Genomic DNA, 5,743 nt, shown 5'->3' on the forward strand with positions numbered 1-5,743 from the left:
GTCTTAGCCCCCCCCTTATTAAGGGGGGGGCTAAGACTTCATCTATAGCACATATGAAAGAAAAATGTTAACAGTCAACAGTCAACAGTTAACAGTCAACAGTTAACAGTCATCCCGGTGTCACCGGAATTGATATCAACTACATTCTCTGACTACTTGATAGAAATCTTGGCGCCCACAGCTTCAAGCTGCTTCTTCATTTCTTCAGCAGCTTCCTTAGCAATAGCTTCCTTAACTGCTTTCGGTGCGGCTTCTACCAAGTCTTTGGCTTCCTTCAGACCCAAACCGGTAATTGCGCGGACTTCCTTCAGAATTGCGATTTTCTTGTCAGCAGGAACTTCTTCGAGCATCACAGTAAATTCGGTTTGCTCTTCTGCTACTTCAGCAGGTGCTGCTGCGCCCCCGCCCATCATCATCATGCCGCCTACAGGAGCAGCAGCGCTAACGCCGAAAGCTTCTTCAATTTGCTTGACCAATTCAGATGCTTCGAGCAAGCTCAGAGTCTTCAGTTTTTCCAAGATTTCGTCGGTTGCAGTAGACATTCGTTAAACTCCTAATTCGATTCTAGATTTTGGATTTTGGATTTTGGATTGCTCCTTCATCATTAGTTTCTCGTCTCCAGTCTTCAGCCTGTGGATTAACACTAATGACTGATGACTAATGACTAATGACTAATGACTAAGCAGATGCGCTTTCTGCTTCTGCTGGTGCTTCTGCTGCTACTTCTGCTGCTACTTCTGCTGAACCGCCGTCTTTTTCAGCATAAGCTTTGAGACCGCGTGCGATCGAAGTAGGAACTTGATTGATACCCACAGCCAACTTGGTTGCGACGCCGTTGATTGCGCCAGCAATTTGAGCCATGAGTTGTTCTTTCGACGGCAGATCAGCTAATGCTTTAATATCAGCTTCTTTCAGTACCCGTCCTTCCATCACGCCGCCGCGAAGTTGAGTCTTCTTGGAAGCTTTTTGGAATTCTTGGTAAGCTTTAATCGCGCCGCCAATATCTTCTTGCACGAACATAAACGCTGACGTACCTGTCAGCAATTCTTGCATCGGCTGCCATGTTTCATTGCCTTCAACAGCAATGTGCATTAGCGTGTTCTTGGCCACTTGGCAACTGCTGCCTTTCGGACGCAAGCGCCGCCGCAAATCTGTGATTTCAGCAACAGTTAAGCCTTTGTAGTCGATCGCGATTACCAATTGAGATTCGCTCAAGGTTTGCTTGAGGTCTGCAATAATCTCATTTTTTACTGCTAAACTTTTGCCCATACTTATTTCACCTCCTTTTAGGATCTCAAACTGCCAATCAAAAACCCCAACCTTATAGCCGGGGCCGAGAATTAAAAATTAAGAATTAGGAATTAAAAGATAGAACTTTTTAATTTATTTTCTTGACTTTTTATTTCTTCAGCCTCGGCAGGAAATTAAGCGCTCGGCACCTGCGGTCTTGGGCTTATGGATTTTTGATTAGGCTATCATCAGAAGGCAGACATTAGCAAGGGTATAGTGCAAATCTCGTGAGAGATTTATACAAACAACCGAAGCTGTCTTTTACTTCTGCCTTCTGCTTAATTCTTTCTAGGCACCATCAAGTTTGGTATCGCGCAGGGCACTGATATCGACTTCGATCGATGGGCCCATTGTTGCGGATATGTACAAACTGCGCCAGTAGCGACCTTTTGCGCCCGAAGGACGGTTGCGGTCAACAGTTTCTTGCAAAGCATGAAGGTTGACGAGCAAATCTTCCGCTGAGAAAGCTGCCTTGCCAAACATAACATGAACGATGCCTGTGCGATCGGCACGAAATTCTAGTTTACCACCTTTAAACTCGTTGATGGCCTGAGCAATGTCAGTCGTGACCGTGCCACCTTTCGGAGAAGGCATCAAACCGCGCGGCCCCAACAATCGGCCCAATTTTGCCACCAACGGCATTACGTCAGGGGTAGCAATCAGACAATCGAAGTCCATCATGCCCTTCTGAATATCTTCGATCAACTCTTCGGAACCAGCAAGATCCGCGCCGGCATTCAGAGCTTCTTTAACTTTTTCGCCCTTAGCAATCACCGCAATTCTGACTACTTGACCAGTGCCTTTTGGCAGCGATACAGTTGTCCGCAACTGTTGGTCAGTATATTTAGGGTCAATTCCCAAACGGATGTGAGCTTCAGCAGCTTCGCCAAACTTAGCGGTTGCTGTTTCTTTCAAAAGTTGCAGAGCTTCCAGCGGTTCGTAGGGTCTCTCTTCTACTTTCTTTTGAAGTTCTTGCAGTCTTCGCGATACTTTCTTTGCCATTGTTATCTCTGGGGTCAGTCGATTTTGGATTTGAGATTTTAGATTTGCGATTGAACCATTTGGCTCGTTTCGTACCTAAAAAATTTGCGATTCCTAGCGAAGCTTTGCTTCTCCCCCTGAATCGATCGATTTTGGATTTTAGATTTTAGATTTTAGATTGAAAATCAGGAATTTTGAATTAGCAATTTAGGATTTAAGACTGACAAGTAAGAATTGCGAATCAGAAAAAAAATTTCCATCTTCCCTCTTCCCTCTTCCATCTTCCCTCTTCCCTCTTCCCTCTTCCTTCTTCCCTCAATCTGCGATCGCCACGCCCATGTTTTTAGCTGTTCCCGCCACAATTTTCATTGCTGCTTCAACATCATTAGCATTGAGGTCAGGCATTTTGGTTTCAGCGATTTCTCGCAACTGAGCCTGTGTAATTGTCCCTACTTGCTTGCGGTTAGGTTCACCCGAACCCTTAGCAATGCCAGCAGCTTTTTGAATCAAAACCGAAGCCGGGGGGGTTTTGAGAATAAACGTAAAACTGCGGTCTTCAAAAACCGAAATTTCTACCGGAACCACAAGACCAGCTTGGTCTGCGGTTCTAGCATTGTACTCCTTGCAAAACATCATAATATTGACGCCGTGCTGACCCAAAGCTGGGCCGATCGGAGGAGCTGGGTTGGCTTTTCCCGCCGTAATCGCCAACTTAATTACTGCAACAACTTTCTTTGCCATTAGTTAGTTCTGTTTCTGAACCTGATTGAACTCCAATTCTACAGGCGTATCGCGCCCAAAAATCGAGAGTAAAACTTTGAGCTTGTTCCGTTCCGGGCTCACTTCAATCACGTCACCTTCAAAATCCTTAAACGGCCCGGAAAGTACCACAACGTGGTCTCCTGTCGCCATCGATACTTTGACAACTGGTTCTGATTCCTGAGCGTTTCTGAAGATCCGTTCTACTTCCGAATGACTCAGAGGTAGCGGTTTGACGTGACCTCTGCCGCGCCCGTAGCGGCGTTTCTGCTCTGCCCCGACAAAATTAATTACATTCGGGGTATTTTTGATCACCTGCCACGTATCTTCGTCCATAAACATACGGATGAGTACGTAGCCGGGGAAGATTTTTTCATCGGACTGCCGCCTGGAACCGTCTTTACCGACTTTGATCGCCGGAGTTTGCGGAATTTCTACTTGAACGATGCGATCGGCAACATCCAAGGTTTGAATCCGCTGATCCAAGTTAGCCTTCACCCGCTTTTCGCAGCCAGAGGCAACTTGAACAGCATACCAGCGAGCATCAATTTCCGGCACATCTGCCGATGAAGCTTGTCCCGTCGCTTCTGTGGAATACTCAGATTCTTCTGATGCAAAAGTCATGGCCCAAACACCTTTCCTGCGCCCCAGTTAAAGAAGTTATCCACCAAATAGATCAGGCTTGCTGAAAGGATTACCATCAAAAGCACGGCCAAAGACTCGCTAATTAGCTGCTGGCGGCTAGGCCACACCACTTTGTCGAGTTCTTCTCTAGTGTCTTTTAAAAAACCCACAGGATCAAACCCAGACGCCGCGATCTCTTGAGTTTCTTGAGCTTCGTCTTTTTTCGCCACGATCGAATCCCCCTTGCGTTTTTAGATTGTAGATTTTAGATTGTGTGAGTGGCTCGCGGCTCTTTGATTTTTTGACACTAACCACTTACGCCCAAGTCCAAAATTTCAAATCCTTTCGCCAGCACTTTTTTACAAGCTAAATCCATCAACGGTATAAGTGCCGATCGCTCTTAAGGGCGATCGAGAGACCACACCGAGCATTTGTTGATGGCATTTTTTGCGAACCGCCCACAAAAATTAATTCTACCCGAAAACTTGCGGTTTTGGCTGTTTCCAGCCAATAATCCGGGCGCTTTCGGGCAGAATTTCAAGTTTGGTGATTCAGCGCGCCCTGGAGGACTTGAACCCCCGACATCAGGTTTTGGAGACCTGCGTTCTACCAACTGAACTAAGAGCGCACAGGTGAGGTTGCTGAAACTCGCTTAACCTCTAGATTTCTATTTTAACACAGTGCGCTCGGAAATGGGAAACTTTTTTTTGAAATTTTTCAATTTCCCATTTTCCATGAACAAAAGGAAAGCTTGGTGCATTCCTACAGAGAGCGATCGAACCGCTGTTTGACCCGAGTTGCCTTGCCCACGCGATCGCGCAGGTAGTAAAGTTTGGCTCTGCGGACTTTCCCGCGGCGCATGACTTGGATCGTAGCGATGCGGGGCGAGTGAATCATAAACACCCGTTCCACACCCACGCCCTGAAGCACGCGGCGCACGGTGATTGTTTCATTAATGCCGCCGTTTCGCATAGCAATCACAGTCCCTTCGTAGGGCTGAACCCGTTCTTTAGAACCCTCTTTAATTTTCACGCCGACGCGCACTGTGTCGCCCACGTAAATTTCGGGGAGTTGTTTATTTAGTTCTTGCTTGACTCTATTGATTTCTTCCGTTTCGATAGAACGGATTATTTCTGCGCCTTTCATGGGATTTACCAAAACTCACAATCCCTTATCATATATCGAACTGCCAGTTTTATGACAAAAAAATGCAATGTTAAATAGCTCTGAGCTCGTATTTCTGCAACTGGCGGCGCTGGCTGTACTGGCTTTGTACGTCGCCGCCAACTTGGGAGCAAACGATGTCGCTAACTCGATGGGGACATCCGTAGGCTCGAAAGCGCTAACGCTGCAGCAAGCAATAATTGTTGCAGGCATACTGGAGTTTTCCGGCGCAGTGCTGTTCGGGCAAGGAGTTTCCCAAACTCTGGCAACAGGAGTTGTCAATGTAGATGTGTTTTCTGCCCGGCCGCAGGTATTTTTAGTCGGGATGGTTTCAGTGCTGATATCCTGCGGGTTGTGGCTGCAAATCGCTACGAGTCGAGGTTTGCCGGTTTCTTCATCTCATGCGGTGGTAGGTGCGATCGCGGGTTTTAGCTGGGTTGCAGCCGGAATTCATGCGGTTGATTGGCGAACAATCGGCAGTATTTCCTTAACTTGGCTGGCGACACCGATCGCCAGCGGTGTTTTAGCAGCACTATTTTACAGTGCGGTGAAGTATTCGATTCTCGATCGACCAGATCCTCTATTTCAGATGCGCGAGTGGATACCTTGGCTGAGTGCTGCACTGCTGAGCGTATTCGGGATAATTGTACTGCCGTCTATTGTAGACACGGCTTTCGTGCAGACAGGAGCGATCGCCTTTGTGTACGATCGACTCGGCTGGAATATTCCGGTGCACGATATTGCGATCGCGATTGGGGGAATTGGGGCGATCGGGCTTTCCCTCAATAGCTGGAAAACATTAGAATCAAACGTTGAGAAGGAAGAAGGTACGTCCGCTTCTTTTGTAACGGATGTAACGGATGTAACGGATGCAAGGAATAAGAAAGAGGGAATATTTTCCCAATCTCCCCCTCTCCCCCTCTCC

The 5,743-nt window shown here is 47.1% G+C and carries 9 protein-coding genes, 1 tRNA gene and 1 other annotated feature; of the genes, 1 reads left to right on the forward strand and 9 read right to left on the reverse strand.

What is annotated here, in order from left to right; all coding sequences use genetic code 11:
• Positions 1 to 152: 152 nt before the first annotated feature.
• From rplL to rplS, 9 genes are all read right to left on the reverse strand, one after another.
• A complete protein-coding gene (gene rplL / locus AACV78_RS18420) occupies positions 153 to 542 on the reverse strand; it encodes a 50S ribosomal protein L7/L12 (protein WP_194012018.1) in 390 nt (129 codons plus the stop codon).
• 136 nt (positions 543 to 678) lie between these two features.
• Positions 679 to 1,269 (reverse strand): 50S ribosomal protein L10, encoded by a 591-nt coding sequence (rplJ, locus tag AACV78_RS18425; protein WP_194012019.1) that lies wholly within the window; start codon positions 1,267 to 1,269, stop codon positions 679 to 681.
• Between the two features lie 29 nt (positions 1,270 to 1,298).
• Positions 1,299 to 1,470, reverse strand: a sequence feature (ribosomal protein L10 leader region).
• Between the two features lie 108 nt (positions 1,471 to 1,578).
• Positions 1,579 to 2,292, reverse strand: a complete 714-nt coding sequence (gene rplA / locus AACV78_RS18430) for a 50S ribosomal protein L1 (RefSeq protein ID WP_194012020.1) — start codon at positions 2,290 to 2,292, stop codon at positions 1,579 to 1,581.
• 164 nt (positions 2,293 to 2,456) lie between these two features.
• Positions 2,457 to 2,633, reverse strand: coding sequence for a hypothetical protein (locus AACV78_RS18435; RefSeq protein ID WP_194012021.1), 177 nt, complete (start codon positions 2,631 to 2,633; stop codon positions 2,457 to 2,459).
• On the reverse strand, positions 2,587 to 3,012 hold the full coding sequence (gene rplK / locus AACV78_RS18440; RefSeq protein ID WP_006635588.1) for a 50S ribosomal protein L11: 426 nt from the start codon (positions 3,010 to 3,012) through the stop codon (positions 2,587 to 2,589). The genes AACV78_RS18435 and rplK overlap by 47 nt, the downstream gene beginning before the upstream one ends.
• A 3-nt stretch (positions 3,013 to 3,015) precedes the next feature.
• A complete protein-coding gene (gene nusG / locus AACV78_RS18445; RefSeq protein WP_194012022.1) occupies positions 3,016 to 3,654 on the reverse strand; it encodes a transcription termination/antitermination protein NusG in 639 nt (212 codons plus the stop codon).
• Complete coding sequence (gene secE / locus AACV78_RS18450; RefSeq protein ID WP_194012023.1) at positions 3,651 to 3,884, reverse strand: preprotein translocase subunit SecE; 234 nt, start codon at positions 3,882 to 3,884, stop codon at positions 3,651 to 3,653. Before secE ends, nusG begins: the two co-directional genes overlap by 4 nt.
• A gap of 325 nt (positions 3,885 to 4,209) precedes the next feature.
• A tRNA-Trp gene (locus AACV78_RS18455) sits at positions 4,210 to 4,282 on the reverse strand.
• Between the two features lie 134 nt (positions 4,283 to 4,416).
• Positions 4,417 to 4,800, reverse strand: coding sequence for a 50S ribosomal protein L19 (gene rplS / locus AACV78_RS18460; protein ID WP_194012024.1), 384 nt, complete (start codon positions 4,798 to 4,800; stop codon positions 4,417 to 4,419).
• A 67-nt stretch (positions 4,801 to 4,867) separates the two neighbouring features.
• Between rplS and AACV78_RS18465 the strand changes: the two genes are divergently transcribed.
• Positions 4,868 to 5,743, forward strand: an 876-nt coding sequence (locus tag AACV78_RS18465) for an inorganic phosphate transporter (protein WP_228042722.1), incomplete at its 3' end; no start/stop codon positions are given.

Source organism: Tychonema sp. LEGE 07196, assembly GCF_963890365.1.
Lineage (GTDB): Bacteria > Cyanobacteriota > Cyanobacteriia > Cyanobacteriales > Microcoleaceae > Microcoleus.